This window comes from Paenirhodobacter sp., assembly GCF_050177655.1.
Lineage (GTDB): Bacteria > Pseudomonadota > Alphaproteobacteria > Rhodobacterales > Rhodobacteraceae > Rhodobacter.
Window position 1 is genome coordinate 1 of the sequence record NZ_JBFXGV010000052.1, and the last position, 25,540, is coordinate 25,540.

27 protein-coding genes and 1 tRNA gene are annotated in these 25,540 nt (G+C 71.3%); 9 read left to right on the forward strand and 19 right to left on the reverse strand.

All coding sequences use genetic code 11. The features are described from left to right. Positions 1 to 57: 57 nt before the first annotated feature. Positions 58 to 1,254, forward strand: a complete 1,197-nt coding sequence (kynU, locus tag AB7U46_RS15160) for a kynureninase (protein WP_428337821.1) — start codon at positions 58 to 60, stop codon at positions 1,252 to 1,254. Here the strand turns inward: kynU and AB7U46_RS15165 are convergent. Then, complete coding sequence (locus tag AB7U46_RS15165) at positions 1,251 to 1,724, reverse strand: D-galactarate dehydratase (RefSeq protein ID WP_428337822.1); 474 nt, start codon at positions 1,722 to 1,724, stop codon at positions 1,251 to 1,253. The genes kynU and AB7U46_RS15165 overlap by 4 nt on opposite strands. A 141-nt stretch (positions 1,725 to 1,865) precedes the next feature. On the opposite strand from AB7U46_RS15165, the gene moaA reads away from it, so the two are divergent. From moaA to AB7U46_RS15180, 3 genes are read left to right on the forward strand one after another with little or no spacing between them, the layout of a single operon-like run. Next, positions 1,866 to 2,873: a GTP 3',8-cyclase MoaA gene (gene moaA / locus AB7U46_RS15170; protein WP_428337823.1), complete on the forward strand. Its 1,008-nt coding sequence runs from the start codon at positions 1,866 to 1,868 to the stop codon at positions 2,871 to 2,873. Then, the gene (locus AB7U46_RS15175) at positions 2,870 to 3,379 is read left to right on the forward strand and encodes a hypothetical protein (protein WP_428337824.1); all 510 of its coding nucleotides are present in this window, start codon (positions 2,870 to 2,872) and stop codon (positions 3,377 to 3,379) included. Before moaA ends, AB7U46_RS15175 begins: the two co-directional genes overlap by 4 nt. Positions 3,380 to 3,420: 41 nt before the next feature. Further along, positions 3,421 to 3,828, forward strand: a complete 408-nt coding sequence (locus AB7U46_RS15180; protein ID WP_428337825.1) for a universal stress protein — start codon at positions 3,421 to 3,423, stop codon at positions 3,826 to 3,828. 163 nt (positions 3,829 to 3,991) lie between these two features. On the opposite strand, the gene AB7U46_RS15185 is transcribed toward AB7U46_RS15180, so the two are convergent. Together AB7U46_RS15185 and argE are read right to left on the reverse strand one after the other, a co-directional pair. Further along, the gene (locus tag AB7U46_RS15185; RefSeq protein ID WP_428337826.1) at positions 3,992 to 5,344 is read right to left on the reverse strand and encodes an NAD(P)/FAD-dependent oxidoreductase; all 1,353 of its coding nucleotides are present in this window, start codon (positions 5,342 to 5,344) and stop codon (positions 3,992 to 3,994) included. Further along, the gene (gene argE, locus AB7U46_RS15190; RefSeq protein ID WP_428337827.1) at positions 5,341 to 6,498 is read right to left on the reverse strand and encodes an acetylornithine deacetylase; all 1,158 of its coding nucleotides are present in this window, start codon (positions 6,496 to 6,498) and stop codon (positions 5,341 to 5,343) included. The genes AB7U46_RS15185 and argE overlap by 4 nt, the downstream gene beginning before the upstream one ends. A gap of 301 nt (positions 6,499 to 6,799) precedes the next feature. On the opposite strand from argE, the gene AB7U46_RS15195 reads away from it, so the two are divergent. Genes AB7U46_RS15195 through AB7U46_RS15205 form a run of 3 tightly spaced genes read left to right on the forward strand, consistent with a single transcriptional unit; the run spans position 6,800 to position 11,087 of the window. Next, a complete protein-coding gene (locus AB7U46_RS15195; RefSeq protein WP_428337828.1) occupies positions 6,800 to 7,504 on the forward strand; it encodes an ABC transporter ATP-binding protein in 705 nt (234 codons plus the stop codon). After that, entirely contained in the window at positions 7,501 to 9,867 is a 2,367-nt protein-coding gene (locus AB7U46_RS15200) for an ABC transporter permease (RefSeq protein ID WP_428337829.1), read from the forward strand. The genes AB7U46_RS15195 and AB7U46_RS15200 overlap by 4 nt, the downstream gene beginning before the upstream one ends. A gap of 8 nt (positions 9,868 to 9,875) precedes the next feature. Next, entirely contained in the window at positions 9,876 to 11,087 is a 1,212-nt protein-coding gene (locus AB7U46_RS15205; RefSeq protein WP_428337830.1) for an efflux RND transporter periplasmic adaptor subunit, read from the forward strand. 3 nt (positions 11,088 to 11,090) lie between these two features. Here the strand turns inward: AB7U46_RS15205 and AB7U46_RS15210 are convergent, their stop codons facing one another. From AB7U46_RS15210 to AB7U46_RS15230, 5 genes are all read right to left on the reverse strand, one after another. Beyond that, positions 11,091 to 11,954, reverse strand: a complete 864-nt coding sequence (locus tag AB7U46_RS15210; protein WP_428337831.1) for a TonB family protein — start codon at positions 11,952 to 11,954, stop codon at positions 11,091 to 11,093. Between the two features lie 7 nt (positions 11,955 to 11,961). After that, complete coding sequence (locus tag AB7U46_RS15215; protein WP_428337832.1) at positions 11,962 to 12,360, reverse strand: ExbD/TolR family protein; 399 nt, start codon at positions 12,358 to 12,360, stop codon at positions 11,962 to 11,964. Between the two features lie 3 nt (positions 12,361 to 12,363). Further along, positions 12,364 to 12,747, reverse strand: a complete 384-nt coding sequence (locus AB7U46_RS15220; RefSeq protein WP_428337833.1) for an ExbD/TolR family protein — start codon at positions 12,745 to 12,747, stop codon at positions 12,364 to 12,366. Beyond that, complete coding sequence (locus tag AB7U46_RS15225) at positions 12,744 to 13,463, reverse strand: MotA/TolQ/ExbB proton channel family protein (protein WP_428337834.1); 720 nt, start codon at positions 13,461 to 13,463, stop codon at positions 12,744 to 12,746. The genes AB7U46_RS15220 and AB7U46_RS15225 overlap by 4 nt, the downstream gene beginning before the upstream one ends. A gap of 34 nt (positions 13,464 to 13,497) precedes the next feature. Further along, positions 13,498 to 13,573: transfer RNA gene (locus AB7U46_RS15230), tRNA-Thr, on the reverse strand. A 153-nt stretch (positions 13,574 to 13,726) separates the two neighbouring features. Here AB7U46_RS15230 and AB7U46_RS15235 point away from each other — a divergent pair. Next, positions 13,727 to 14,617: a hypothetical protein gene (locus tag AB7U46_RS15235; protein WP_428337835.1), complete on the forward strand. Its 891-nt coding sequence runs from the start codon at positions 13,727 to 13,729 to the stop codon at positions 14,615 to 14,617. Positions 14,618 to 14,815: 198 nt separating this feature from the next. On the opposite strand, the gene AB7U46_RS15240 is transcribed toward AB7U46_RS15235, so the two are convergent. After that, complete coding sequence (locus AB7U46_RS15240) at positions 14,816 to 15,067, reverse strand: DUF2312 domain-containing protein (protein WP_428337836.1); 252 nt, start codon at positions 15,065 to 15,067, stop codon at positions 14,816 to 14,818. 127 nt (positions 15,068 to 15,194) lie between these two features. On the opposite strand from AB7U46_RS15240, the gene AB7U46_RS15245 reads away from it, so the two are divergent. Beyond that, positions 15,195 to 15,410, forward strand: a complete 216-nt coding sequence (locus AB7U46_RS15245; RefSeq protein ID WP_428337837.1) for a hypothetical protein — start codon at positions 15,195 to 15,197, stop codon at positions 15,408 to 15,410. A gap of 11 nt (positions 15,411 to 15,421) precedes the next feature. Here AB7U46_RS15245 and AB7U46_RS15250 read toward each other — a convergent pair whose 3' ends face one another. From AB7U46_RS15250 to AB7U46_RS15295, 10 genes are all read right to left on the reverse strand, one after another. Next, positions 15,422 to 17,419, reverse strand: a complete 1,998-nt coding sequence (locus AB7U46_RS15250; protein WP_428337838.1) for an enoyl-CoA hydratase-related protein — start codon at positions 17,417 to 17,419, stop codon at positions 15,422 to 15,424. Positions 17,420 to 17,520: 101 nt separating this feature from the next. Next, positions 17,521 to 17,856 (reverse strand): TraR/DksA family transcriptional regulator, encoded by a 336-nt coding sequence (locus AB7U46_RS15255; RefSeq protein WP_428337839.1) that lies wholly within the window; start codon positions 17,854 to 17,856, stop codon positions 17,521 to 17,523. Positions 17,857 to 17,942: 86 nt separating this feature from the next. Beyond that, positions 17,943 to 19,103, reverse strand: a complete 1,161-nt coding sequence (locus AB7U46_RS15260) for a FliM/FliN family flagellar motor switch protein (protein ID WP_428337840.1) — start codon at positions 19,101 to 19,103, stop codon at positions 17,943 to 17,945. Positions 19,104 to 19,204: 101 nt separating this feature from the next. Then, positions 19,205 to 21,895 (reverse strand): ATP-binding protein, encoded by a 2,691-nt coding sequence (locus AB7U46_RS15265; RefSeq protein WP_428337841.1) that lies wholly within the window; start codon positions 21,893 to 21,895, stop codon positions 19,205 to 19,207. Between the two features lie 3 nt (positions 21,896 to 21,898). After that, positions 21,899 to 22,201, reverse strand: coding sequence for a hypothetical protein (locus AB7U46_RS15270; RefSeq protein ID WP_428337842.1), 303 nt, complete (start codon positions 22,199 to 22,201; stop codon positions 21,899 to 21,901). 5 nt (positions 22,202 to 22,206) lie between these two features. Next, positions 22,207 to 22,617 carry a response regulator transcription factor gene (locus AB7U46_RS15275; RefSeq protein ID WP_428337843.1) on the reverse strand — a complete coding sequence of 137 codons (411 nt, stop codon included), beginning with the start codon at positions 22,615 to 22,617 and terminating at the stop codon, positions 22,207 to 22,209. An 89-nt stretch (positions 22,618 to 22,706) separates the two neighbouring features. After that, complete coding sequence (locus tag AB7U46_RS15280) at positions 22,707 to 24,035, reverse strand: short-chain fatty acyl-CoA regulator family protein (RefSeq protein WP_428337844.1); 1,329 nt, start codon at positions 24,033 to 24,035, stop codon at positions 22,707 to 22,709. A 78-nt stretch (positions 24,036 to 24,113) separates the two neighbouring features. Continuing rightward, on the reverse strand, positions 24,114 to 24,272 hold the full coding sequence (locus AB7U46_RS15285; protein ID WP_428337845.1) for a hypothetical protein: 159 nt from the start codon (positions 24,270 to 24,272) through the stop codon (positions 24,114 to 24,116). A 162-nt stretch (positions 24,273 to 24,434) separates the two neighbouring features. Further along, positions 24,435 to 24,878 (reverse strand): hypothetical protein, encoded by a 444-nt coding sequence (locus AB7U46_RS15290; protein WP_428337846.1) that lies wholly within the window; start codon positions 24,876 to 24,878, stop codon positions 24,435 to 24,437. 99 nt (positions 24,879 to 24,977) lie between these two features. Continuing rightward, positions 24,978 to 25,540, reverse strand: a 563-nt coding sequence (locus AB7U46_RS15295; protein WP_428337847.1) for an ABC transporter substrate-binding protein, incomplete at its 5' end; no start/stop codon positions are given.

Here is a 25,540-nt window from a genome sequence, read left to right on the forward strand (position 1 = left end):
GGGGGGGGCTGCCCCCCGCCCCGCCCACGGCCTCACCCTGTGCCATGGGAGGCCTGCATGACGATCGACTTTTCCGCGACCCGCGCGCTTTTCGAGATCCCCGAGGGGGTGATCTATCTCGACGGCAATTCGCTCGGCCCCCTGCCGCGCGCCGTGCCCGCGCGCGTCGCCCGCACGATCGGCGCGGAATGGGGCGAGATGCTGATCACCGCCTGGAACCGCGCCGGCTGGATGGACCTGCCCGAGCGGCTCGGCGCCCGGATCGGGCGGCTGATCGGGGCCGAACCCGGCTCGGTCACGCTCGGCGACACGCTCTCGGTCAAGGTGTTCCAGCTGCTCTCCGCCGCGCTCGACATGCGCTGCGAGCGGCGGGTGATCCTCTCCGACAGCGGCAATTTCCCCTCCGATCTCTATGTCGCGCAGGGGCTGACCGGCATGCTCGGCCCGGGCTACGAGCTGCGCGTCGCGCCGCCCGAGGAGATCGAGGACGCGCTCGACGACAGTGTCGCGGTGCTGATGCTGACTGAGGTCGACTATCGCACGGGGCGGCGCCACGACATGCGCCGGCTGACGCGGGCGGCGCATCACCACGGCGCGCTCGCGCTTTGGGATCTGGCGCATTCGGCGGGCGCGGTTCCTGTCGATCTTGCCGGTTGCAACGTCGATTTCGCCGCCGGCTGCACCTACAAATACCTCAATGCAGGCCCCGGCGCCCCCGCCTTCGTCTATGTCGCGCCGCGCCATGCCGGGCGGATCCGCCCCGCGCTCTCGGGCTGGCTCGGCCATGCCGCGCCCTTCGCCTTCGAGCCGCAGTATCGCCCCGCACCCGGCGTTGCCCGCATGCGCGTGGGCACCCCGCCGGTGATCCAGCTCGCCGCGCTCGAGGCCGCGCTCGAGCTCTGGGAGGGCGTCGAGATGGCCGAGATCCGCGCGGCCTCCCTCGTGCTCGCCGATCGCTTCATCGCCGCGGTGGAGGCCGCCTGCCCCGCGCTGCGCCTCGTCACGCCCCGCGATCCGGCCCAGCGCGGCAGCCAGGTGAGCTTTGCCCATCCCGAGGGCTACGCGATCATGCAGGCGCTGATCGCGCGCGGCGTGATCGGCGATTTCCGCGCCCCCGACATCCTGCGCTTCGGCATCACCCCGCTTTACATCGGCGCGGCGGAGATCGACCGCGCCGCCGCGATCCTTGCCGAGGTGATGGCAGGGCGGCTCTGGGATGCACCCGAATACCGCGCCCGCGCGCGGGTGACCTAGAGCGTGTAGACGGTGAGTTCGGGCAGATCGGTCAGCGTGAGGCCGAGCATCCGCATCGCCGAAAGCGAGATCTGGCTGCCCGCGCCGCGCTCCGCGTCGAGCGGGATCAGATCGACCGCGACCGAGGCGCCGCCCACCGTGACGCGCCCCTTCGCCGGCGCGGAAACAAGCGGCGTGCGCAGCCAGAACCCCGCCTCCGTCGGATCGCCGAGGCTCGCCACCGTGGTGCCGATCCGGGTGCCCTCGCCGGTGGGGGCGGTGGCGGCGGCGCGCTCCGCCTTCGTCGCGGTGTCGAGCGCCTCGGGCCGCACCGCATCGGGCGTCGGCAGCGCGCTCGAGGTGATCGCCTCGGGCGCGGGGATCGCCGATTGCATCGGCGCCGCCGCCGGCGCCGGATCGGGCCGGTGCCCGCCCAGCCCGCAGCCCGCAAGCGCCACCGCCATCCCCATGATCATCGCTGCCCGCATCATCGCCCGTCTCCCGCTGTTTGCCGCAGCGTAAGATGCCGGCGTCGGGCGCGCAACGGGTCAACGGCCACAGGTTTTCCCCGCCCCCCGCAAACAGGCCCGCGCGCCCTTGCCCAAAACGCCGCCGCGCCCTAGCTTCGCGCCATGACGACCGCACCGCTCATCGACCCCTTTCACCGCCCGATCACCTATCTTCGGGTCTCGGTCACCGACCGCTGCGATTTCCGCTGCAGCTATTGCATGGCCGAGCACATGCAGTTCCTGCCGAAGAAGGAGCTGCTCACGCTCGAGGAACTCGACCGGCTCTGCTCCGCCTTCGTCCGCCTCGGCCTGCGCAAGCTGCGGGTGACCGGGGGCGAGCCGCTGGTGCGGCGCGGCATCCTGACCTTCTTTCAGGCGATGTCGCGGCATCTGGAAAGCGGCGCGCTCGAGGAGCTGACGCTGACGACGAACGGCTCGCAGCTGGGCCGCTTCGCCGCCGATCTCGCCGCGCTCGGCGTGCGGCGGGTGAATGTCTCGCTCGACACGCTCGACGCCGGGAAATTCCACGCGATCACCCGCTGGGGACACCTCGCCCCGGTGCTCGAGGGCATCGCGGCGGCGAAGGCTGCCGGGCTGAAGGTGAAGATCAACACCGTCGCGCTCAAGGGCTTCAACGAGGACGAACTCTTTCGCCTCGTCGACTGGTGCGGGGCGGAGGGGCATGACCTCACCTTCATCGAGGTGATGCCGATGGGCGAGATGGGCGAGGAGATCCGGCTCGACCAATACTGGCCGCTCACCGACCTGCGCGCGCGGCTTGCCGAACGCTTCACCCTCACCGATCTTTCCGAGAGCTCGGGCGGGCCCGCGCGCTATGTGCGGCTGCGCGAGAGCGGGCAGAAGATCGGCTTCATCACGCCGCTCACCCATAATTTCTGCGAAAGCTGCAACCGGGTGCGGGTGACCTGCACCGGCGAGCTTTTCATGTGCCTCGGCCAGGAGGATCGCGCCGATCTGCGCGCGGCGCTGCGAGGCGCGCCCGACGATGCCGCGCTGATCGCGGCGATCCGCGCGGCGATCGCGCGCAAGCCGAAGGGCCATGATTTCGACTACACGCGGGCGCATGTGACGGGGCAGATGAGCCGCCACATGAGCCATACCGGCGGATGAGCCCGCGCCTGCGCCGCGCGCTGCGCGCCGCCGCGACCGCGGTTTTCGGCGCGGTGGTGGGGACGGGCACGGTCTGGGCCAATATAATGGCCGGGCTCGGCCCGAAGGTGATGGGCTTCGGCCATGGGCTGACGCCCGGGCTCGAAGTGACACCGGCGTCGCTTGCGCTCGACATCGGGATCCGGGCGGCGCTGATGGTCTTGCCGCTCTGGCTGCTCGCGGTGGTCTCCGGCCCCTGGCCGCTGCGCGCGCTCAGCCTCGGGATGCTCGCCTATGGCTGGTATTTCATCGGCGAGGGGATGGCCTCCGATTTCGCGGTGGATTTCGGCACGACCTGGGCGCCAGGCGAGGCGTTTTCCGAGCTTTTCTGGGTGCCGAAGCTGACCCCCGCGCTTTGGGCGGGGGCGGTGCTCGCCTATGCGCTCGCGCTTGGCCGGCTGAACCGCGTGCCGCCGATGCCGCCGATGCCGCAGCGCAGCGGCGATCGCGGCTTGCAACGGCGCTGATTTTCCGATTGCCTGTCGCCGATCCCAGAAAGGAGCCCGCGATGTATTCCAACATCATCGTCCCCCTCGCCTTCGACGAGGACCACAACCCCGACACCGCGCTCAACGTCACCCGCGCGCTCGCCGCGCCGGGCGCGCGCGTCACGCTCGTCCATGTGATGGCCGACGTGCCGGGCTATGCGATCTCCTACATGCCCGAGGGCTATGGCGCCGAGCTGCGCGCGACGCTGCAAAAGCAGCTCGACCAGCTCGCCGGCGAGTTCGAGAACGGCGCCGGCGTGCTGCGTCAGGGCCATCCCGCGAACGAGATCCTCGACCTGATCGAGGAGATCGGCGCCGATTGCGTCGTCGTCGCCTCGCACCGGCCCGGGATGGGCGACTACCTGATCGGCTCGACCGCCGCCCGCGTCGTGCGCCATGCGCCCTGCTCGGTGATGGTGCTGCGCTGAAACAGGGAGGGGGCGCTGCCCCCTCTTCCCCTGCGGGGAATTCACCCCCGGGATATTTCAGCTCTGTAGAAAAGCCGTTTCTATAGAGTGCAAATATCCCGGGGGGAGGTCCGCAGGACCGGGGGGCAGCGCCCCCTGCCCGGACAGATCAGACGCGGGCAGATCAGAAAGTCGGCCCGAGATCCATTTTCGACCCATCCGCGAACCGCCCGAAGCGGAAGCGCGTGAGGTCATGGCCGGTGGGCCGTCCCATGATCAGATCGGCCATCACCCGCCCCACGCCCGGCCCGATGCCGAAGCCATGCCCCGACAGACCGGTGGCGAGGAACAGCCCCGGCAGCGGCGCGGCGTCGAGCACCGGCACAGTGTCGGGCAGCACGTCGATCATCCCCGCCCAGGCGCGGATCAGCTTCGGCACGCCGAGGCTCGGGAAGGCGCGGGCAAAGCCCATCTGCACCTCGCCCAGCCGCTTGCGGTTCGGCGCCGGATCGAGGATGCGCAGCATCTCGAAGGGGCTGATCTCATCCTCCGCCCAGTGCCGGCGGGTGGTCCAGCCGTCGGGCCAGCCCGCCGCCGGGGAGAACGGCTTCAGCTTCGTCTTCGAGAGGTCGCGCCGCATCTGCGGGATGTATTTCGCGAAATGGCGGAAGGCGTCGGGGCCGATGTAGAAATCGTGCCAGGTGCCCGGCGCGACCGTATAGCCGCCGTCGAGCCGCCGCCGCCAGGCGAAGACATCGTCGGCACCGGCGATCTGGGTGATCTCGGGCAAGGGCGCGGTCTGCGCCACGGTCGAGCGCACCATCAGCTGCGGCAGCGAAATCCCGTGGCGGCGCAGGAAGATCGAGGACCAGGCGCCACCGGCGAGCAGCACCTTTTCCGCGCGGATCGTGCCCGCCTCGGTCACCACGCCGGTGATCCGCCCCGCGGTGACATCGAGCGCGCGCACCGCGCAATTCTCGACGATCTCCACGCCTTCGGCGACCGCGCGCTTCGCCAGCATCGGCACCGCCACCCAGGGTTCGGCCCGCGCGTCGGAAGGCGTGATCAGCCCGCCGACCCAGCCCGCGGTGTTGGGGATCGCCGCGCCAAGCTCCGCCCGGCTCAGCAGCCGGCTTTCGAGCCCATGCGCCCGCGCCAGCTCGACCCAGCGCGCATAGCCCTCCATCGCCTTCGGGTCATGGGTCGTATAGGCGACGCCCGCACGCCGGAAGCCCAGCTCGGGGCCGAGCTCGGCGGCGAACCCCTCCCAAAGCCGGATCGCCTCCATCATGATCGGCAGCTCGCCCGGATCGCGCTTTTGCTGCCGGATCCAGCCCCAGTTTCGGCTCGACTGCTCGCCCGCGATGCGGCCCTTCTCGCAGAGCACCACGCGCTGGCCGAGCCTTGCCAGGTAATAGGCGCTCATCACCCCCGCGATGCCGCCGCCGATCACCACCACATCGGCCTGCGCCGGCGGCGGACCGGGATAGGTCAGCCGGCTTTCCATCGAAATCACGAACCCGGCCTCGGCGCTCATTTGCACAGCCTCTCGACAAGATCTTCCATGAAGTCCCAGCCCGCCTGGAACTGCGACACCGCAAGCCATTCGTCGGGCTTGTGGCCCTGCTCGATATTGCCCGGGCCGCAGACCACCGCGGACCAGCCGCGCGCCTGGAACTGCCCCGCCTCGGTTCCGTAGCTGACCACTTCGGAGGCGTTCTCCCCGGTGATCGAGCGCACCAGCGTTTCCGCCGCGCCGGGGTGCTCGGGCACGAGCCCGGGCAGCGAGAAGCGCTCGATCACCTCGATCGAAGTGTCGGGGCAGACCGCCTTCATCCCGGCCTCGATCTCGGCGACCCTGGCGAAGAAGGCGTCGCGCCAGCGCTGCGGATCCTCGCCCGGCAGCAGGCGGAAATCGACGCCGAATTCGCACAGCCCCGCGGTGATGTTATGCGCGGTGCCGCCGCGGATCTCGCCGCAATGCACCGTCGTCCAGGGCGGCACGAAGGCGCAGTCGGGATCGGCCCCGGCCTGGCCCTTGGCGTTCATCTCATTGATCCAGCTGAGGAGTTTCGCCCCCTCGAGGATCGCGCTCACCCCGGTGTGCATCAGCGAGCTGTGCACCTCGTGGCCATGCACCCGCACCCAGAAGGCGATGCCGCCCTTGTGCCCGCTCACCGGTTTCATCATCGTGGGTTCGCCCACGATCACCGCCGAGGCGCGCGGCAGCCCCGCCATCGCCTCGATCATCGGGATGCAGCCGATGCAGCCAAGCTCCTCGTCATGGGAGAGCGCGATCTGCAGCGGCCGGCGCAGCGGCTTCTTCGCCGCGAGCGCCATCGCCGCCAGCGCGAGCGCGTCGAACCCTTTCATGTCGCAGCAGCCGCGGCCGTAAAGCCGCCCGCCCGCTTCGCGCACCACCCAGGGGTCGGAGCTCCAGTCCTGACCATCGACCGGCACCACGTCGGTATGCCCCGACAGCACCACGCCGCCCGGCACCTCCGGCCCGACCTGGGCGAAGAGGCTCGCCTTGCCGGGCTGCGCCGGGTCGGGCACCTTCACCGCCTTGATGCCATGCCCCGCGAGCCACTCCGCCGCCCAGTCCACCATGTCGAGGTTCGAGCCCCGGCTCACGGTCGGGAAGCCCACGATCCGGGTGAGCACGGTTCGGGCAGTGGCGTAGTCTGTCATGCTGTTCTCCTGTCGCGTCCGGCGAAGCTGGCGCCACAGATCGACGCCGTCAACCCCCGCCCCCGGGAGGCAGCTCTGCGCCCGGCGCGCAGGCCCGCGCCCGGCACCGCCGCCGAGGGGGGGCGCCGCCCCCCGCTGCGCTCCCCCCGAGGTATTTTCGGCAAGATGAAAGGGCGGGGTTTCATCTTGCCCGAAATACCTCGGGGGAGTCTGCGTCCGCAGACGGGGGCAGCGCCCCCTCCGCCCGCCCCGCTTGCGGCAAATCATGGCGTCATGCCTGACGCTGCGGTAGTCTCGCGCCATGACCGCCGTTCTGCGCACCGAGAACGTCACCCGCATCTACCGCACCGGCGCGGTGGAGGTGGCAGCGCTGCGCGGCGTCACGATGCAGCTTGATGTGGGCGAGATGGTCGTGCTGCTCGGCCCCTCGGGTTCGGGCAAGTCGACGCTGCTCAATATCCTTGGCGCGCTCGACAGCCCGACCGACGGGCGGCTCTTCTTCCGCGAGACCGACCTCACCCATGCCAGCGACCGCGCGCTCACCCGCTACCGGCGCGACCATGTCGGCTTCGTCTTCCAGTTCTACAACCTGATGCCGGCGCTCACCGCGCGCGAGAACGTCGCGCTGGTGACCGAGATCGCCGCAAATCCGATGCCGCCCGAGGAGGCGCTTTCCCGCGTCGGCCTCGGCCACCGGCTCGACCATTTCCCGGCCGAGCTTTCGGGCGGCGAGCAGCAGCGCGTCGCGATCGCCCGCGCCATCGCCAAGCGCCCCGAGATCCTCTTGTGCGACGAGCCCACCGGCGCGCTCGACAGCGCCACGGGCATCACCGTGCTCGAGGCGCTCGATCAGGTGAACCGCGAGCTTGGCACCGCCACCGCGATCATCACCCACAACGCCGAGATCCGCCGCATCGCGCATCGCGTGATCCATATCGCCGATGGCCGGATCGCGCGCGAAGAGGTCAACACCACCCGGCTCAAACCCTCGGAGGTGCGCTGGTGAGCGCGCTCGACCGCAAGGCGCTGCGCGATCTGGTGCGGCTCTGGGCGCAGGCGCTCGCGATTGCGGCGGTGCTCGCCTGCGGGGTGATGGTGCTCGTGCTCGGCACCGGCACGCGCGCCTCGCTCGAACTGTCGCGCGCGACCTATTACGAGCGCAACCGCTTCGCCGATGTCTTCGTCAGCGCGACGCGGGTACCGCGCACGGAACTCGCCGGCCTCGCCGCGATCCCCGGCATCGCGCGGCTTTCGCCCTCGATCCGCAGCTCGGCGCTGATCGACCTGCCCGGGCAAAGCGCGCCCATCACCGCGACGGTGATCTCGCTGCCCGCCGATGGCGCGCCGCCTGCACTGAACGCGCCGCTCCTCATCGCCGGGCGGCTCCCCGATCCGCGCGTGCCGGGCGAGGTCGCGCTCTACGCCCCCTTCGCCGAGGCGCATCGGCTGATCCCGGGCGACGGGTTCGACGCGGTGATCAAGGGGCAGAAGCGGCATCTCACCGTCACCGCCCACGTGCTTTCGCCCGAGTTCATCTATACCGTCGGCCCCGGTTCGCTGATGCCCGATGAGGAGCGTTTCGGCGTGATCTGGATCGGCGAGGCGGAGGCGGAGGCGGCGGCCGATCTGAAGGACGCCTTCAACACGCTCGACGTCGGGCTGGCCCGCGACGCGACCGAGCCCGCGGTGATCGCCGCGCTCGACGCCGCGCTTGCGCGCTGGGGCGGCACCGGGGCGCATGGGCGGTCGGAGCAGTTCTCGCATGCCTTCCTGCAATCCGAACTCGACCAGCTTGGCGCGATGGCGCTGATCCTGCCCCCTATTTTCCTCGCGGTCTCGGCCTTTCTGGTAAACATGGTGCTCGGCCGGCTGATCGCACTCGAACGCGGCCAGATCGGCCTTTTGAAGGCGGTGGGCTACACCACCCCGGCGATCGCGAGCCATTACCTCAAATTCGCGCTCGGCATCGGGCTGCTCGGCACCGCGATCGGCTGGGTCGCGGGCTGGTATCTCGGCGCGGCGATGACGCAGATGTACACCCGCTTCTATCGGCTGCCCTTCCTCGTCTATGCGCCCTCGAGCTGGCCCTTCGCGCTTTCGGCACTGCTCGCGCTTGCCACCACGCTGGCGGGGGCCGGGCGCGCCGTCGCCGCCTCGGTGCGGCTGCCGCCGGCCGAGGCGATGCGCCCGCCGACGCCCCCCGCCTATCACCGCGGCCTGATCGAGGGGGTGATCGCGCCGCTCCACCTGCGCCAGACCACGCTGATGATCCTGCGCGGCCTCGCCCGCACCCCGGGGCGCGCGGCGATCACCTTGTTCGGCGTCACCGCCTCGGTCGCGGTGCTGGTCGCGTCGTTCTTCACCTTCGACACGATGGGGGCGATGATCGACGAGATCTTCACCCGCGCGAACCGGCAGAACGTGACGCTGATCCTGAGCGCCGATGCGCCCGAGCGCGCGGTGACCGATGCGCGCGCGCTGCCCGGGGTGATCGCGGCGGAGGGGAGCTATGTGCTGCCGGTGCGGCTGCGCCACGGCGCGCGGGCCGAGCTCACCTCGCTTTCGGCGCATGACGCGGCGCCAAGCCTCGCGCGGCTGATCGACGCCGAGGGCGCCGCCGTGCCGCTGCCGCCCGAGGGGCTCGTGCTGCCCGAAAGCCTCGCGCGCAAGCTGGCCCTCGCGCCGGGCGACACCGTCACCGTCGAGGCCCTCGCGCCGCCCCGCGAAACCTGGAAAATCCCGCTCACCGCCACCGTCGCGCAATCGCTCGGCCAGGACGCGCATATCGCGGCGCCGGCGCTTTTCGCACGCATGCGCATCGCGCCGCAGGTGAACCGGATCGACCTGCGCACCGATCCCGCCGAGGCGGCGCGCCTCGACGCCGCGGTCAAGGCCACCCCCGCGATCGCCGGCACGATCGACTGGCACCGCACCCGCGCGCTCTTCGAGGCGACGATCCACGAGAACCTCGCGATCTCGACGCTGATCTATTCCGCGCTCGGCATGCTCATCACGCTCGGCGTGATCTACAACGCCGCGCGGATCCAGCTCAGCGAACGCGCCCACGAACTCGCCTCGCTGCGGGTTCTGGGGCTCAGTCGCGGCGAGGTCGGCTATGTGCTGGTGGGCGAGATCGCGCTGCTCACGCTGATCGCGCTGCCGCTCGGCTGCCTTGCGGGCTATGGCTTTGCCGCGCTGGTGGCGAAAGGGTTTTCCACCGATATCATCGCGCTGCCGCTGGTGATCTCGCGCGCGACCTATGCGCGGGCAAGCCTGATCGTGCTGGCGACCGCGCTTGGCGCCGCGCTCACCGTGCGCCGCCGGCTCGACCGGATCGACATCGCCGCCGCGCTGAAGGCGCGGGAGTAGGAGGGACCATGCAGACCCGTTCACCGCTGCGCCGCTACGGCCCGCCCGCCGTCGCCCTTCTGGCACTCGCCGCGCTGCTGATCTGGGCCTTTCGCCCCACGCCCGAGCCGGTCGACACCACCCGCCCCACGCGCGGGGCGATGGAGGTCACGGTCGAGGCCGAGGGCATGACCCGCGTGCGCGATCCCTATCTCGTCACCGCGCCGATCACCGGCACCGTGCTGCGCGCGCCGCTTGCGGTCGGCGATGCGGTCACGATGGGGCAAAGCGTGGTGGCCGAGATCCGCCCGGCCGAGCCCGCCTTTCTCGACGCGCGCGCCCGCGCCCAGGCCGAGGCCGCGGTGACCGAGGCCGAGGCCTCGGTGCGGCTGGCCGAGGCGCAGATCGCCAAGGCGGAGGCCGATCTCGCCTATGCGCGTTCGGAATATGAGCGCAACCGCGAGCTGGCCGCACGCGGCATCGTGCCCCCGCGCACGCTCGAAGCGGCCGGTCAGGCGCGCGACAGCGCGGAGGCGGCGCTCGCCGCGGCGCGCTCCGAGGCCGATCTGAACCGCGCGACGCTTGCGCGCGCGCAGGCGAGCCTCGTCGCCCCGACCGACCCTTCGGCCCCCGCCACCGGCAGCTGCTGCATCGCGATCACCGCGCCCGCGAGCGGCACGGTGCTGACCATCGCCGACACCTCGGCGCGGCTCGTGCAGGCGGGGGAGGAGCTGATGACGATCGGCGATCTCGGCGATCTCGAGATCGAGACCGATCTGCTTTCGTCGGACGCCGTGCAAGTCGCCCCCGGGGCCCGCGCCCATATCGAGCGCTGGGGCGGCCCGGGCGTGCTCGAGGCGACCGTGCGCCGGATCGAACCCGCCGCCTTCACCCGCACCTCGGCCCTTGGCATCGAGGAACAGCGCGTGCATCTGCGCCTCGATTTCACCTCCCCGCCCGAGGCGCGCGCGGGGCTGGGCGAGCGGTTCCGGGTTTACACGCGGATCGTGACCTGGGCGGGGGAAAACGTGCTCACCGTGCCGCAATCGGCGCTTTTCCGGCAGGGCGAGGGCTGGGCGGTGTTCCGCATCGTCTCCGGGCGCGCGGTGGCGACCCCGGTCGAGATCGGCCACAGCAACGCGCGCCTCGCCGAGGTGATTTCCGGGATTTCCGAGGGCGATCTGCTCGTCGCCTGGCCCGGATCGCGGGTCAGCGACGGCACCCGCGTCACCCCGCGCTGAGGCTCAGCGCGCGAAACGCAGCGGCAGGGTGAAGCTGTAGCTCGGCTCGCTCAGCGCGCGCGGTGCGGGCGGGAACCGCCCCGCGCGGCGCACCGAAGCGAGCGCCGCCGCATCCGCCGCCGCCCCCGCGCTTTGCGCGACCGAGACCGAAATCAGCCGCCCGTCGCGCCCCACGGTAAGCGCGAGCAGCACCCGCCCCGCGCCGCCCCCCGCCGGGCGCTGTTTCGCGCGCTCGACCCGGGCGCGGATCTGCCCGCCCCATTCCGCGAGCGCCGAACGCCGCGCACCGGGCGAAAGCGAGCCCTCGCGTGAGGCACCGTTCACCCCCGCCGCGGTGCCGCCGCCCGCGCCCGCGGCCTTCGAGCCGGACTGCGCCGGGCCGGGCGCCGCGGGCGCTTTGGGCGCCTTCGGCGGCGTGCTGCGCTGCGGTTTCGCTTGCTTCGGCTTTGCCGGCTGCGCCTTTGCCTTCGGCGGTGCGGGGGCGGCGACGGGCGCGGGCGGCGCATCGGGCACCGGGGCCGGCAGCGCCATCGCGGCGGGCGCTTGCGGGGCCTCGGCCTCGCTCGGCACGGGGACATCGGGGGGAAGATCGGGCGCCGGCGCAGCCTGCGGCGCGGGCGGCTCGGGCAGCGCGGCGGGGGTCTCGTCCAGCGCGGGCGGGCGCTCCCACTCCGCGACGAGCGCACTCAGCGATCCGTCCGAGGGGGCGAGGCTGACACTGTCGAAGCCGCCCTCCCCCGCGCCGTTCGGCCCGCCAAGTCGCACCCGCGGCCAAAGCGCGAAGGCGGCGAGATGCAGCGCCAGCGCGAGGAGCACGAAGGCGAGGAAGCGCGGCGCGCCCCCGGTCTCGCCGATCTCCTCCGCCACCGCCATCTCAGCGCCCCGTCGCAACAAGCGACAGCTGCGCGAAACCCAGCGCCGCAAGCTGCGGCATCAGTTTCGCGAGCGCCTCGGCCCCGACGCCCGCGTCGGCGCGCAGCGTGAGCCGGTCACAATCGGCGGTGCAGGTCGCGCGCGCCTGCGCAAGCGCCGCGAGCGCCGCGTCGCCGCGCGCCTCGCCGACGGCCATCTCGCCCTCCGGCCCAAGCCAGAGCACGAGATCGCGGCCCGGCTCCGCCTCGGCCGCTGTGGCCTCGGGGGGCGTGATCGCGAAGGGCGTGGGCGGCGCCAGCTCCGCCGCGATCAGGAAGAAGATCAGCAGCAAAAACACCACGTTGATCATCGGCAGCAGGTTCTCGGCGGGCGCGCGGCGCGGCGGATCGCGGAACTCCATCGCTCACTCCACCAGCATGAGGCGCGTGATCCCCGCCGCGCGCAGGCTCTCCATCACCGTGACGAGATCCTGCAGCGCGCCGTCACGCGCACGCAGCACAACCGGATCCTCGGGCGTGGCCATCAGCGCGGCAAGCGCAGGCGCCAGCGCCCCGGGCGCGAGATCGCTGCCGTTGAGCTTCACCGTGCCGCCCGGCCCGATGTCGACGAGCCGCGGCGGCCCCTGCCAGGGCGCGCCCAGACCGCCGCCGATCGCGAGATCGAGCGTGGTGTCGCGGCCGAAATGCGAGGCGAGCATGAAGAAGACGAGGAGCAGAAAGACCACGTCGATCATCGGCGTGAGCGAGGGGCGGCGGCGGCGCGGCTCCGGCCCGAAGGAGAACATCACTCGGCCGCGGCGGCGGGCCGCGCCTCCGGGGTCGGGGCGGGTTCGGGCACGCGCGCAAAGATCCGCGTCGCGGCATCTTCCATGTCGTGGCGCAGCCGGTCGACGATCGATTCAAAGCCGGAAAGCGCGATCTGCGCCGGGATCGCGACCGACATGCCGGCCGCGGTGGTGAGCAGCGCCTCCCAGATCCCGCCGGCAAGCGTCGCCGGATCGGCCTGCGCGCCGGCCTCCTGCAGCGCCTGGAAAGCGCCGATCATCCCGGTGACGGTGCCGAGCAGGCCAAGGAGCGGGCCGATGGTGACGGCCAGTTCGAGCCCGCGCAACCCCTTGCGCGCACGCGCGAGCAGCGCACGGGCGACGCGGGCGGTTTCCGCCTCGGCGCCGGCGCGGTCGAGCGCGGGATCGGTCAGCGCGGCCATCGCCGCCCGGGCAAGCCGCGCGCGCAGCGAATGGCGGTTGGCCAGTTCGGCCTCGGCGCCCTTGCGATCGCCCGCCGACCAGAGCGCGATCGCCCGCGCCGTCGCGCCGCCGCCGGACCAGGCCCCAGCCCGGGCGAGATCGACCAGTTTCCACAGGATCAGCGCAAGGGCGAGCACCGAAAGGGCCGCGATCGCCCACATCGCCGGGCCGCCGAGATCAAGCGCCGCACGCAGGCCCGAAAGCCCGCCGAAAAGCCCCGTCTGGGGCGCCATGTCCTGCGCTGCGATCCCGTCCATCGCCTTCCCCGTTTCGCAGCGCCCCCCTGGCGCGTGGTGCCGGTGGAGGGACTCGAACCCCCGACCCCCTGATTACAAATCAGACGCTCTACCAGCTGAGCTACACCGGCCTCTCGCCCCAATACCCTGCCCCCGCGCATCGCGCAAGCGCGGCCCCGCGTGCCCGCCTCCGGCGCGGGGCCGTGGCGCCGCGAGACGGGTTTGCGCGCCCGGAGTTCCATCGCTATGCTGCGCGCGAGCAGTCCGGAGCACAGAACCAGAACATGCAAATTGCCTTCCATCTCGGCGCCCATGCCACCGATGACGAACGGCTGATCCGCACCCTCGCGAACGCGCCCGAGGCGCTCGACACCGCCGGCACCCATACGCCGGTGCCGCGCGCCTATCGCAACGCGCTGCGCGACGCGCTGATCGCGCTCAAGGGCCGCCCCGCCGATGCCGCCACCCAGCAGGCGCTGCTCGAGGCCGCGGCCCGCGGCGCGCGCGGCGAGATCCGGCGGCTGGTGTTCAGCTACGAGAATTTCCTCGCCCTGCCGGAAAGCGCGATCACCGAGAAGGGCTTCTACCCCGCCGCCGCGGAAAAGCTCGGCCCGCTCGCCAATCTTTTCCCCGGCGCGCAGGTCGACTTCTTCCTTGCGCTGCGCAATCCCGCGCTGCTGGTCTCGGCGCTCGCCGCGCGCCAGCCCGGGCGCAGCATCGAGGAGATCCTCGCCGGCCAGGCGCCGGAAAGCCTGCGCTGGGGGCCGGTGGTGGCACGGATGGCGCAGGCGGCACAGGCCGCGGGGGCGGCGCGGCTGATCCTGTGGTGCCACGAGGATCTGCCGCTCGTGCTGCCCGAGGTGGTGCGCGCGATAGGGGGCCTCGCCGAGGAGGTCGCCCTGCCCGAGGAGGACCGGCTTCTCGCCGAGATCATGACCGCCGAGGGCATGGCGCGGCTGCGCGGCTATCTCGCGCAGCATCCGCCGAAGACGGTCGAGCAGCGGCGCAAGGTGCTCGCCGCCTTCCTCGACAAGTTCGCGCGCCCCGAACAGCTAGAGGAAGAGGTCACCCTGCCCGGCTGGGACGCCGATCTGGTGGCGCGGATGACCGCAGCCTACGAGGCCGACGTGCTGGAGATCGCGGCGCTCGAAGGCGTCACCTTCATCGCGCCCTGAGGCGGGGCCGGCCGGCGACGAAACAGGTTCGAAAAATGCACGAAAGGCGCCCCACTCGGGCGCCTTTTCGGTTTCGAAGGTTCGAAAAATGCTGCTCCACAATCGAGATGCTCAACCGCCGGACAGGATTTATCCGACAATTCCAGCGGCACTGGCACGGTCCGGACCTCGAAAACTTCAGTTTTCGAACATTCCGGCTCAGACCATGCCGAGCGCGGCCTTGTAGATGTCGAGGATCGCCTCTTCCTCGGCCAGATCGTTCTTGTCGCGCTTGCGCATCGCGACGATCTTCTTCAGCACCTTGGTGTCGTAGCCCCGGGCCTTCGCTTCGGACATGATGTCCTTCTGCTGCTCGGTGATGTCCTTCTTCTCGGCTTCGAGATGCTCGTATTGCTCGATGAACTGGCGCAGCTCGTCGGCGGCGACATTGTAGGCGGCATCGTTCGGCATCGCTTCCCCTTTCGGATTGGTCCCGCCCTGACTAGCCAAAGCGGTGCCGCGCCGCAAGCGTCGCGCGCGGGCGCCGCTTGCCATCGGCGGCGCGCTGCGCCAGAAGGGCGAAAACCGGGAGGCGGATATGGAAATTCTGGTCTGGCTGGGCGCGGTGATCTCCGTGGCGGGGCTTGCGGGGATCGTCTGGTGCATCGTCGCGATCGCGCGGGCAAAGCGCGCAGGGCTTGCCGAGGAAGCGCTGCGGCTGCGGCTGCGCCGGGTGATCGCGATCAACCTCGGCGCGCTCTTCACCTCGGCGATCGGGCTGATGATGGTGGTGATCGGCGTCACCCTGGGCTGAGCGCGGCGCGCTCAGGCGCCAAGCTCGGCGAAGTGGCGCCCGTTGCGGATCAGCACGTCCCAGAGCGTGACCGGCGCGGCCGCCCCCTCGGCCACGAGGCCGCGCAGCCGCTTGCGCAGCCCGAGCAGCCCGCTGCGATCGGCCTGGAACATCGGGCCGCCACGGGACCGCGGAAAGCCGAGCGCCAGCACCGCCGCGAGGTCGATGTCGGAGGCGCGATGCGCCTGCCCGCCCTGCAGCGCCGCCGCCCCGGCCGCCGCCATCTCCGCCAGCACCCGCGCGACGATCTCGCTCGAGGGCTGCGCGCGCGGGGTGATCCCGGCCTCGGCCCGCAGCGCCTCGAGCACCGCCCCCTCGTCGGCGGGCACCGCCGGCGCGCCGGTTTCGGGGTAATCGTAGACGCCGCGCCCAAGCGCGCGCCCGCCACGGCCCTCGAGCCCGAGCCAGGCGAGCCAGGCCCCCGGCGCGCGCCCGACCGCGGCGATCTGCGCCGTCGCGACGCTGAGGCCCCGCCGGTCGAGCCGGGCGAAGGGCCCCTCGGCCCAGCCCCAGGCGGTCAGCGCGCGGTCAACCGCGGCGGGCGTCGCCCCGGCGAGCACGACGCGCTCCGCCGCGAGCAGCGCCGCCACCTCGAGCCGGGCGACGAGCCCCTCGGCATGGATCACCGCCTCGCCCGAGGCGCGCAGCACCGCGCCAAGCCGCGCAAGCTGCGCCGCGCGCTCCGGCTCGGGCGCCCAGATCTCGACGAGACCGGGCGCGCGGGCGAGGCCAAGCTCCCCCTGCAGCGCCGGAAATCCCTCGATCGCGAGCTGCGCCCCGGCGGGCAGCCCGCGGCGCAGAACGGCGATCTCCTCGGCCCGCGGCGCGGCGAGGATCAGATCGGCCGCGGCGAAACTGGCGGCTGAGGCGACCGGTTCGAGCCGCTCCCAGTCGGCGTCGCGGCGCGCCGCGTCGATCCGCCCGGCGCGCAGAGCCGCCTCCTGCGCCTCCGCGACCGCGGTCACCGCCGCCTCGAGCCGTGCCGGATCGGAGGCGCCGATCTGCACCGCGAGACCGCGCCCGAGCAGGCCCAGCGCGAGCCGGTCGGGCTGATTCCAGAGGCCGACGCGGGCAACGCGCGCAGGCGCGAGGTCGCCGGGCAGGCCGGCGAGCTGCGCCGCCGCACGCCGCGCCGCCGCGACATGACCGAGCGCGCGCGAGGCCTCCTCGCCGGCGAGATCCTGCTGCGCCACGGTCTCGAAGGCGAGCGCCTCCTCGAAGGGCAGGAGCAGCGCCGCCTCGGCGACATCGGCGGCGCGCGCCGCGACCGAGGCCAGCGGGCCGGTCGCATGGCGCGCCCGCGCCGCGGCGAGCGCGTCGAGCGCAAGCGCCGGCGGGGCTGCGGCCGCGGGGCGTTCGGGCAGCGGCGCGGCGCCGGTGCCGGCGGCCGAAAGCGCCGCCTGCAGCGCGGCGGATTCGAGCGTGCCCTCGGAGGCGAGCGCATCGCAAAGGCCAAGCTTCATCGCCGCCTCAGCCCCGATCGGGCGCGGCGCGGCAAGGAAATCGAGCGCGGGCGCAGCCCCGGCGCGGCGCACGAGGCGCACGAAACCGCCCGCCGCCGGGATCAGGCCGAAGGAGAATTCCGGCGCGAAAAAGCGGGTTTCCGCCCGGGCAAGACGCAGCGTCGCGGCCTGAGCGAGCGCGAGCGCGCCGCCCGCGACGAGCCCGGTGAGCACCGCGATGACCGGCACCCGCACTGCGGCGAGCCGGGCGGCCAGATCGGCGAGATCGGGGGCCTCGGGCGCCGTCGCGTAATCCTGCGCCGGATCCTCGGCGCGCGGCCAACCACCCTCGCCGGCGCGCAGCACCACCGCGCGCAGCCCGGCATCGCCCAGCGCCGTCTCGAGCGCGGCGCCAAGCCCCGCACGCAGCGCAGCGTCGAACCCCGCGCCCACCGGCGCCTCGGCCGCCCCCGCGAGGGTGATCAGGGCCACGCCCTCGCGCCGCTGCAATTTGACCCGACGTGCCATCCGCCCTCCCCCGCAATTGCGCCGAGTTTATGCACTCCCCGGCCCGCTGCAAGAGAAAGCGGCGTTTTCAGGGGCTTGAGCCCGCATTCAGGGCAGATCCGTCAGCCGGCGGGGGCACGGCCGGGCGCATGCAGCCGGCAAAACGGCGTCGCAGGGATCAGGTCGAGCCGCTCTTCGGAAATCTGCGCGCCGCAGGTGACGCAATAGCCGTATTCGCCCTCGTCCATCCGTTCGAGCGCCGCCTCGATCATCCGCAGCTCCCCCCGCGCCGAGGCCCCGAGGTCATGCAGCACCTCATCGCCCTCGCGCTCGGTCGCCATCTCTTCCCAATCCTTCGACGCATGCTCCTCGATCTCGTCCGAGATCTGCTCGAGCCGCGACGAGAGTGCCGTCTTGCGGGCCTCAAGCTCCGCCCGCCGGGTTTCAAGCGACTTCATGATCCTCTCCTCCAGATGGCCCATCCAAGACCCGCGCGCGAAAAAATGCCTTGATGCAGGTCAACAGGCCGCCGGGACGGGCGGGTTCAGAGGCCGGAACCGAGTTTCAGCGGCGGCAGATCCTCCTCCTCCGCGGCGCCGAAACCGTCGAGCGGCGGCAGATCCCCCTCCATGTCGAGGCTGCCGAGCCCCATCGCGGGGAAGTCCGCCTCCGGCGCGGCGGGGGAATGCGGCGCCGATGCGCCGCGCTTGACGGAATAGGGGCTTTCGCCGACCTCGAAGGGCGGCGGCACGACCTTCTTCGGCGCCGGCGGCGCCTCGCAGATCTCCTCCGCCTCCTCGCCGATCAGCCGCAGCGCGCGCTGGCCGCGATGCTGGCCGAGCCGCGCGAGCGAGAGCCGGCGATGCGCCGCCCCCTCGAGCACGATCCGTTCGAGCGCATCGGCAGGCAGCGGGATCTGCGTGCCCTCGGAAAACTGCATCACCGCCGAAAGCGGCAGGGTGACGCGATGCAGCACCGCCTCGAGCACCGCCTGGGTGCCCATCACCGTGCTTTCCATCTTGCCCGCCCAGTCCTGTTCCTGCGCCACGACCTCGGGCGGGCGCGCCTCGGGCAGCGCGGCACCGGGCTGGCGCCGCAACCGCTGGCCACGCCCCATCACCGGCACCACCCAGAGCAGATTGCCCTGCCGCTCGCCCCCGGCGCCGAGCTCCAGCTCCGCCTTCCAGACGCGATAGGTCACATCCTCGAGGATCAGCCCGAGCGGGCGCGGATCGTCGAGATAGGAGCTGTAGCGAAAGCCCCCCGCCCAGACCACGGCATCTGTCTCCGCCAGCGCCTGCTCGACCGTCTCGAGAACCTCGTCGATGAAATCCGCCGCCATCGCCGCATCGACCCGCGTCGGCTTTCGCGGCGCCTGCAGCCCCTTGGCGAGCCGCCCCATCGTCTGCATCTCGATCAGCGTGGCAAGCGTCACCGGCGGCAGCGCGACGAAGCCGAAATTCTCCCCCGGCCCCTCGATCAGCGCGATCAGCGAGAGATCCTCGAGCGCCTCGGGCAGATCGGCGAGCGTCATCCGGCTTTCGCGCAGCGACGCGACCTGCAATGGCAGCTCGAACAGATCCTGCGCCGACTTCGTCAGCGCCTGCGAGAGCGCCCGCTCCGGCGTCATCGGCGCGCTGTCCGGCGCGGGCTTGCCCGCCTCCGCCTTGCGCCGCAATATCGTCTGCCCTCGTTCCGAACCCATCGCTCCGTCCGCCGCGCTCCGGCCAGTTGCGCCGGGATGGTTCAGGATTCGCAGATCAAGGTTGACAAATCATTGACGCGCCCCGGCTTTTCCGCCGGAATTCACGCGCCCTCCCCCGCCTTGCGGCGCAGCGGCAGGCTCACCCGGAAGGCGGCGCCGCCCTGACCGGGCACATAGTCGATGGTGCCACCGAGGTTCGCCATGATCTCGCGGCAGATCGCGAGGCCAAGCCCCGCGCCCCCCGCCTTCGAGGTATCGGTGAGGCGGGCGAATTTCTCGAAGATCAGCGATTGCGCCTTCTTCGGGATCCCCGCGCCATTGTCGATGAAGTCGATCTGCGCCCGCCCGCCGCGTTTCTTCACCTCGATGCGCAAGACCGGGCGCTCGGCATCGCAATATTTGCGCGCGTTCGAGATCAGATTGATGAAGACCTGCACGAGGCGGTCGGTGTCGGTGAAGACCGGCATGTGCTCGGCCGGGAAGTCGCGCTCGAGGCGGAAGGCGCGCTCGGGCCGGGTGTTCGAGGCGGCGGCGACGGCGCGGTCGATCAGGTCGTGCAGGTTCGCCACCGAGATATTGAGGCTGACCTTGCGGTTTTCCAGCACGCTCAGGTCGAGCAGATCGTCGAGCAGCCGGGTCAGGCGCCGCGCCTCCTCATGGATGATCTCGGAATAATGCGCGCGTTGCGCCTCGGGCAGGTCGGGCTCCATCAATATCTCGGAAAACGCCCGGATCGAGGTCATCGGCGTGCGCAGCTCATGGCTGATCTGGCCGAGGAAGCCATCCTTCTGCACCGACAGCTCGGTCAGCTTCTCGTTCGCGTCGCGCAGCGCGCGGGCGGTGCGGGCGAGCTCCTCCGATTTCGCCTCGAGCTGGGCGGAATATTCCTTGATCTCGGCCGCCTCGCCCGCCACCGCGATCAGATCCTGCACCGAGACCGACGAACCGCCGGTGAGCTGGGCGATCATCGCATGCGCGGTCGCCGCGCCGACCGAACCGGCAAGCTGACGCTCGAGATGTTGCAGGAATTCGGGCGTCGGATCGGGCAGGAAGCCGGCCTTGCCCTGCGCCCCGGCCTGCGCCTGAAAGAAGCGCTGCGCCTCCTCCGCGCCGAGGATGCGCTGCGCCATGCTGAGCAGATCCTCCGCCTCCGCCTGACCGCGCGCCCAGTTCTTCGCCCCCGGCCGCACATCGAAGACATTGACGAAGGCGACGCCCTGCAGCCGCTCCATCGGGCCGGGGAAGGAGAGCATGGAAAAGAACAGGAATCCCAGCGTGTTGATCAGGAGCGACCAGAACAGCGCATGGAGCAGCGGGTCGATCCCCTCGATCCCGAAAAGCGCCTGCGGCCTGAGCCAGCCGATGCCGAAGGGCCCGTGCTGCATCACCGCGGCCGAGATCAGCCCGTGTTCGCCGAAAGAGGGCAGGAAGAGCGCGTAAAGCCAGATCGCGAAACCGGTGACGAGGCCGACGGTCGCCCCGACATGGGTCGCGCCGCGCCAGAAGATGCCGCCGATCAGCGAGGGCAGCACCTGCGCGGTGCCGACGAAGGCGATGAGCCCGATCGCGGCCAGCGCCTCGGCCCCGCCCGAGAGGTGGTAATAGATGTAGCCCATCGCCAGCACCGCCGCGATGCTCAGCCGCCGGCTCATCAGCACGAGGCCGCGCACGTCGCCCGTCTCGCCCGGGCCGCGCGCGCGCAGCGCCAGCCAAAGCGGCGTGACGATATGGTTCGAGACCATCGTGGCCAGCGCGATCGCCGCGACGATCACCATCGAGGTGGCCGAGGAAAACCCGCCGAGAAAGGCGAGCAGCGCCAGCCCCCCCTGCCCCGCGCCGAGCGGCAGCGTCAGCACGAAGAGGTCGGGGTTCGCCCCCGGCCCCATCCGCTCGAGCCCGAGCACCGCGATCGGCACGACGAAAAGGCTCATCAGCATCAGATAGGCCGGGAAGGCCCAGCTCGCGGTGGCGAGGTGACGTTCGTCGACGTTTTCCACGACGAGCACCTGGAACATCCGCGGCAGCGTCAGCACCGCCGCGGCGGACACGAAGATCAGCCCGGCGAAACGGCCCGGCTGCAGGTTCCACTCCGCGATGCGCGAGGCGTCGATCCGGGCAAGCACATCGGCCGGCCCGTCGGCGAGCCCCCAGACCACGAAGATGCCGACGGCGATGAGCGCGAGCAGCTTCATCACCGCCTCGAGCGCGATCGCCATCACCACGCCGTGGTGACGCTCATTCGCGTCGAGGTTGCGGGTGCCGAAGAGGATGGTGAAAAGCGCGAGCCCCCCCGCGATCCAGAGCGCGGTGGCGCCCGGATCGGGCAGCGCCCAGCCCTCGGGCGTGTCGGCGGCAAAGACGCCGAAGCTCAGCGTCACCGATTGCAGCTGCAACGCGATATAGGGCGTCGCCGCGGCGACCGACATCAGCGTGACGATCACTCCGAGCAGGTTCGACTTGCCATAGCGGCTCGAGATCAGATCGGCGATCGAGGTCACCCGCTGCACCCGGCCGATGCGGACGAGCTTGCGCAGGATCCACCACCAGCCGGTGAAAACCAGCGTCGGGCCGAGGTAGATCGTCAGGAACTCGAGCCCCGAGCGCGCCGCATAGCCAACCGCGCCATAGAACGTCCAGGCGGTGCAATAGATCGAGAGCGAAAGCGTGTAGACCCAGGGGCTGCGCAAAAACCGCAGCCGCCCGCGCCGCGCCCGCCGCTCGGCGATGAAGGCGACGGCGAAAAGCAGGAAGACATAGACGAGCGAGACCGCGACGAGGGCGTTGAAAGGCATCGCCTAGCGGTCCTCCACCGCGCGCAGGAGCATCGGCTCGCCCTCGGCCTCCTCCTCGGCGTCGAGCGCCGGGGCGAGACCGCGCGCCAGCGCGAAGCCCGCGGCGACGAGGCCGCACCAGATCGCGAAAAGGTAAAGCCCGCCGCGCCCGGTGTCGGGGGCCGGGGTCTCGGCCGGATGCCAGAGCCCGGGCAGCAGGAACAGGATCGCACCCAGCACCGGCAGGAGCCGCGCGGCATCCATCATCCGCCGGCGCCGGTAGGAGCGGCGCGCGAGGAAGAGCGGCGGCGGGCCGGAGCGCGGCATCGCCCTCAGCGCCCGGCGGCGCGCGCCGGCGCGGCCTCGGTCACGTTCGAACCCGCGATCGTCTCGAGCGCGGCGAGCACATCCCCATTGGCAAAGGGTTTCGCGAGGAAGGCGGTCGCCCCCGCGCGCTCGGCCGCCTCGCGGTCGCGCCCCTGCCCGCGCGCGGTCAGCATCAGCACCGGCGTCCCGCCAAGCGCGGGATCCGCGCGCAGATCGGTCAGGATCTCGATGCCGGAGCGGCCCGGCAGCATCAGGTCGAGGATCACCGCCGCCGGCCGCAACGCGCCGATGCGCGCCATCGCGGCGCCGCCGTTCGGCTCGACCGTCACCGACCAGCCCGCGCGCGTCAGGATGAAGCGGATCGCCTCGGCGATATGCGGCTCATCCTCGACCAGCAGCACCTGTCTTTGCGCCATGTGCCTGTCCTCCCCCGCTGCGACTATCCACCGCGGGGGCGCCCCTGTCAAACGCCGGCACCGCTAACGGCGCCTGCGTTTGCGCGAAATCAGCGCTCGGAGAGCAGCGAGGGCTCGCGCCGGCCCGGGCAGCCCGCGCGCGGGCAGACCCGGCAGGAGGAGCCGACCGGCCGCTCGTCGGGGGCGACGGCGGCGGGGGCGGGCAGGATCAGCATCATCGAGGCCATCAGCACCGGCGCGCCGAAGCCCGCGGGGGCGCGCGGCGCGGCGAAGGCATAGGTGAGGAAGCGTTGCGGCATCCGCCCGGCCATGTCGAGCACGGCGCGGATCGGCTGCACCGGGCGCGAGAGCGCCTCGTAAAGCGGCCAGAGCGGACAGGCGGCGCCGAAACGCGGCAGGGCGAAACCGGGCACCGGGCGGCGCAGCACCAGCGTGCCCGAGGCGTCGCAGACGACAAGCCCCGCCGGCACCCGCCCCGGCGCCTCGGGCGGCAGCGTGGCGAGGCGGCGAAACACCGCGGCGAGCGGCGCGCCGAGCCGCGCGGCCAGCCGCCCGGGCTCGGGCCCCTCCTCGGCGAGCGCGGCGAGAAAGGGTTTCAGCGGCAGCGCCTGCGCATCCGCCGTGGCCTGGGCGACATAGGCGCGCGCGAGTTCCCGCGCCGCGCTCGAGGCGAGTTCCGGCGCATGGGCGATCACCGCCTCGGGACGTGGCGGATCGGGGCGTTCGAGCGCCTCGACATGCCAGTCGCGCGCGCCGAGCCAGGCCTCGAGCTGCTCGAGCGGCGAGGAGAGGCCCGTCTCGGCCGATTCCATCTCGTCGAGATATTCGACCAGCCCCTCGGCCGAGCCGGAGAGGCGCTGGCTCTCCTCGGAGATCGTGCGCAGGAAGCGGGCGCGCCATTCCGGCTCGATATCCTCGGTCTCGACGAGGATCGCGGCGGTGGAGCGCAGCGAGGTCACCGCGGAGAGCACCTCATGCAGCCCGTCGAGCAGGAAGGGATCCTGCGCCATGCGTTCGGAAAAGCGTTCGACCACCCGTTCGAGCGCGGCGACCCGGGCCTGGCGCGCGGCGAGCAGCCCCGCCCAGCCGGGGAAACGGCCGACGAATTCCTCGATCTTCTCGAGCTCGGGCGCGGCGATGCCCGGCGTCGGCGCGGTGGCCTGTTCCTCGCCCGCGACGGCCTCGCGCAGCCCTTCGAAAAGCGCGCCCTCCGCCCCCTCGGCAAGGGTCCGCGGCGCGACCTCGAGCGCGGCGGCGAAGGCCTCGAGTAGAGGCTCGCTCACCCGGCGGCGGTTGTGCTCGATCAGATTGAGATAGGCCGCGGAAATCCCCGCGGCCCGGGCCAGATCGGCCTGTTTCAGATGCAGCGCGATGCGCCGCTCGCGGATCCGCGTGCCGGTCAGGGCGGGCTTGGCCATCGCTTGTCCTCCTGCCCTGAATTTACGGGCAAGTCACGGAAAAACAAGCGGCTTTACAGCCCGCCGCGGGCCGGTGGATCAGCAGGGGTTCTGCGGCGCGACGTTCGACAGCGTCGAGATGTCGTCCACCCCGCCCTCGCACTGGCCGACCTTGTTCTCACAAGCGGAAAGCGCCAGGACCGCGGCAAGCGCGAGCACGGCGACGACGGGTTTCGTGCGGGAAATCTTCCGGGTCATATCTGCCTCCTCTCAGTGCCCTGCGTCACGCGCAGGGCCTATGAACCATGTGGTTCAATTTGTCGCACTGCGCCCTGATCTGCGTCAAGCGGCGCGTGATTTCGTGCCCCCACGTCACGTGCGCGTCACCTTCCCCAGCGTCACCCAGCGGCGTCCTCCGGCTCAGTCGAAACTTCGGAAGTGGAACCCGTAGGTGACCGCGCGGTTCGAGCATTGGTCCATCGCATATTGGAACCAGACATTCGACTTCGGCCCCGCCGCGGTCTTGTCCGCCATCAGCTTGACCTGGCCCGCGATGATCGCCGGCGCCATCCCCTCCGGGTCGATCTTGCGCAGCCGCCCCGTCCAGAACTGCGCCGCCTCGTCGAAATAGGAGGCGATCGGCGCCCCCCCCGGCACGATCATCTGCGCCACATTGAGGCAATAGCCCGCCTCCACCGAGGCGTTGGCGGTATCGAAGAGATAGCCGGCCGAGCGGGTGAACTGCGAGCGCCAGATCGCGTAGAACAGGAAGCAGACGACACCAAGCAGCAAGAGCCCCCCGCCCCAGACCAGGATCGGGGAGAGTTCCTCCTCCTCGCGATGGCGATGCGTCACGGCGGGCATGGTTCCTCCTGCCCCCAGAACAGCATGGCGAGGTTAAGAAACCGCCAAAGAAAAAGGGCGCGCCCGCGAAGGCGCGCCCGGTTTTCCCGTTCCAGGCGCTTATTTCAGCGCTTCGTCGGTGACGGCGAGCGTATAGGCCCCCTCGGGCGCCTTGGTGATCGCCGGATTGTCGGGCGAGACCGCCGAAAGCAGCGTCGCCACGGTTTCCTCGTAATCGGCCGGGTCGAGCGCGCCGTTCGAACCGGCGGTGAGCTTCGCGACTTCGCTCATCATGTATTTCTGATGCTCGATCGTCTGCGCGCCGCTCTCGTCATTGTCGATCACGATCTGCGCGGCCTCGTCGGGGTGCTCCTCGGCGTATTTCCAGCCCTTCATCGAGGCGCGGACGAATTTCACCATCGAGGCCTTGAAGGCGTCATCCTTCAGCTTGTCCTCGAGGACATAAAGCCCGTCCTCGAGCATGCCGACGCCGTTCTGCAGGTAGTTGAAGGTCACCAGCTGATCCGGGGTGATGCCGGCATCGAGCACCTGACCATATTCGTTATAGGTCATCACCGAGATGCAATCGGCCTGCTTTTGCAGCAGTGGATCGACGTTGAAGCCCTGCTTGAGCACCTTCACGCCCTTTTCCGAGCCATCGGTCGGGATGCCGAGCTTCGCCA

Excerpts from the sequence above, each read along its gene's own strand:
- AB7U46_RS15270 (WP_428337842.1), bottom strand. The coding sequence starts at position 22,201 with ATGCCGCGCTCCGGCCCGCCGCCGCTCTTCCTCGCGCGCCGCTCCTAC.
- AB7U46_RS15215 (WP_428337832.1), bottom strand. The coding sequence starts at position 12,360 with ATGGAGTTCCGCGATCCGCCGCGCCGCGCGCCCGCCGAGAACCTGCTG.
- AB7U46_RS15225 (WP_428337834.1), bottom strand. The coding sequence starts at position 13,463 with ATGGACGGGATCGCAGCGCAGGACATGGCGCCCCAGACGGGGCTTTTC.
- AB7U46_RS15245 (WP_428337837.1), top strand. The coding sequence starts at position 15,195 with ATGGAAATTCTGGTCTGGCTGGGCGCGGTGATCTCCGTGGCGGGGCTT.
- kynU (WP_428337821.1), top strand. The coding sequence starts at position 58 with ATGACGATCGACTTTTCCGCGACCCGCGCGCTTTTCGAGATCCCCGAG.
- moaA (WP_428337823.1), top strand. The coding sequence starts at position 1,866 with ATGACGACCGCACCGCTCATCGACCCCTTTCACCGCCCGATCACCTAT.
- AB7U46_RS15165 (WP_428337822.1), bottom strand. The coding sequence starts at position 1,724 with ATGATGCGGGCAGCGATGATCATGGGGATGGCGGTGGCGCTTGCGGGC.
- AB7U46_RS15185 (WP_428337826.1), bottom strand. The coding sequence starts at position 5,344 with ATGAGCGCCGAGGCCGGGTTCGTGATTTCGATGGAAAGCCGGCTGACC.
- AB7U46_RS15260 (WP_428337840.1), bottom strand. The coding sequence starts at position 19,103 with ATGGGTTCGGAACGAGGGCAGACGATATTGCGGCGCAAGGCGGAGGCG.
- AB7U46_RS15240 (WP_428337836.1), bottom strand. The coding sequence starts at position 15,067 with ATGCCGAACGATGCCGCCTACAATGTCGCCGCCGACGAGCTGCGCCAG.
- AB7U46_RS15195 (WP_428337828.1), top strand. The coding sequence starts at position 6,800 with ATGACCGCCGTTCTGCGCACCGAGAACGTCACCCGCATCTACCGCACC.
- argE (WP_428337827.1), bottom strand. The coding sequence starts at position 6,498 with ATGACAGACTACGCCACTGCCCGAACCGTGCTCACCCGGATCGTGGGC.
- AB7U46_RS15290 (WP_428337846.1), bottom strand. The coding sequence starts at position 24,878 with ATGCCCGCCGTGACGCATCGCCATCGCGAGGAGGAGGAACTCTCCCCG.
- AB7U46_RS15280 (WP_428337844.1), bottom strand. The coding sequence starts at position 24,035 with ATGGCCAAGCCCGCCCTGACCGGCACGCGGATCCGCGAGCGGCGCATC.
- AB7U46_RS15285 (WP_428337845.1), bottom strand. The coding sequence starts at position 24,272 with ATGACCCGGAAGATTTCCCGCACGAAACCCGTCGTCGCCGTGCTCGCG.
- AB7U46_RS15180 (WP_428337825.1), top strand. The coding sequence starts at position 3,421 with ATGTATTCCAACATCATCGTCCCCCTCGCCTTCGACGAGGACCACAAC.
- AB7U46_RS15255 (WP_428337839.1), bottom strand. The coding sequence starts at position 17,856 with ATGAAGTCGCTTGAAACCCGGCGGGCGGAGCTTGAGGCCCGCAAGACG.
- AB7U46_RS15175 (WP_428337824.1), top strand. The coding sequence starts at position 2,870 with ATGAGCCCGCGCCTGCGCCGCGCGCTGCGCGCCGCCGCGACCGCGGTT.
- AB7U46_RS15275 (WP_428337843.1), bottom strand. The coding sequence starts at position 22,617 with ATGGCGCAAAGACAGGTGCTGCTGGTCGAGGATGAGCCGCATATCGCC.
- AB7U46_RS15235 (WP_428337835.1), top strand. The coding sequence starts at position 13,727 with ATGCAAATTGCCTTCCATCTCGGCGCCCATGCCACCGATGACGAACGG.
- AB7U46_RS15250 (WP_428337838.1), bottom strand. The coding sequence starts at position 17,419 with ATGGCACGTCGGGTCAAATTGCAGCGGCGCGAGGGCGTGGCCCTGATC.
- AB7U46_RS15265 (WP_428337841.1), bottom strand. The coding sequence starts at position 21,895 with ATGCCTTTCAACGCCCTCGTCGCGGTCTCGCTCGTCTATGTCTTCCTG.
- AB7U46_RS15205 (WP_428337830.1), top strand. The coding sequence starts at position 9,876 with ATGCAGACCCGTTCACCGCTGCGCCGCTACGGCCCGCCCGCCGTCGCC.